The 1,245-nt window shown below is 49.7% G+C and carries 1 protein-coding gene; it reads right to left on the reverse strand.

What is annotated here, in order from left to right:
* A partial coding sequence (locus R8N49_RS24825; protein ID WP_318190178.1) for a putative bifunctional diguanylate cyclase/phosphodiesterase occupies positions 1–1,245 on the reverse strand: 1,245 nt, incomplete at both ends.

Raw genomic sequence — 1,245 nt, forward strand, 5'->3', positions numbered from 1 at the left:
TCATGTTTTCCAGAGTCGTTGGTGCGCTGTCAATAATGCGCGACTCGGTGATCTCTAACGTGAGGTTTTTGGCGGGCAGCTTGGTGACATCCAGCACTCGTGTCACGGTGTCGACAAACGCCGGACAGGAGAGCTGATTGACCGAGATGTTCACGTGCAATTGGAAGTCTGACGGCCACTGTTTGTTCTCGATGGCTTTGTATGTGTCTCGGCACGCTTGCAGCAAGATTTGTTGGCCAATGGCTTTGATCATGCCGCTTTCTTCCGCGATTGGGATGAAATCTAATGGTGAAATCATACCGCTTTCGCTATTCCAGCGAGCTAGGGCTTCGGCGCCACATACGTTACCACACGCGAGATCGATGATCGGCTGATAATGAGGCACAAATTCGCGCTTGTCGATGCCCGTTTGCATCTTCGTGAGCAGCTGAGTACGAAACTTCGATGCGCTCGCGAGTTCTGGGCTGTAGTAACAAATGCCCGTCAGTGGATCTTGCTTCGCGTAGCTCAGAGCAATGCTGGCATTGCGTAGCCAAAGCGGCATGTTCTCACCATGCTTGGTTTGCACAATCCCTAGTGAGATCTTCATCACCACGCTTTCACCTTCAACCATAAATGGTGCTGCGAACAGTTGTTGTAGGCGACGTTCTGTTAAACGGATGTCTTCGTCTTTATCCATATCTGGCATAAACAGAGCGAACTCATCGCCACCAATTCGGGCCAGCATGGTGTGGTCTGGGAATTGTTGCTTCAGCCTTTCTGCGATGCTAACCAACAGCTGATCACCATTGTGGTGTCCCACGCTGTCGTTGATATCTCTAAATTTGTTGATCCCCAATAAGAACAAACTACCGTGACACAAATTGGGTTTGTTTTCGCAGATTTCGATTAATCCTTGGCGGCTGTAGAGTCGAGTTAATGAGTCATACACCAGCTGATCGCGCAGCGCCTTAAATGAGGCTTTGAGGTTGCTGGCCATTTCATTAAAGGCTTTTGCGAGCACGGTCGTTTCGTACACACGGCCAGGTTGGGGCATTGAGCTATCCCAATCGCCATTTGCTAGGTGTTGAGCTGCATCGGCAGTGGCGTTGATTGGTCGAGTAACGCGTTCAAAGATAACCCAACTAAAGCCGATGCCAAACAAGCTGACGACGATACCAACAATCCAGCTTTTCTCTTGGCTTTTCGGTAAGAGGCCAAGCAAATCAGATTCCGAGATAGAAGTGCCGATGAACCAAGTTAGAC

The organism is Vibrio sp. 1978 (assembly GCF_033344345.1).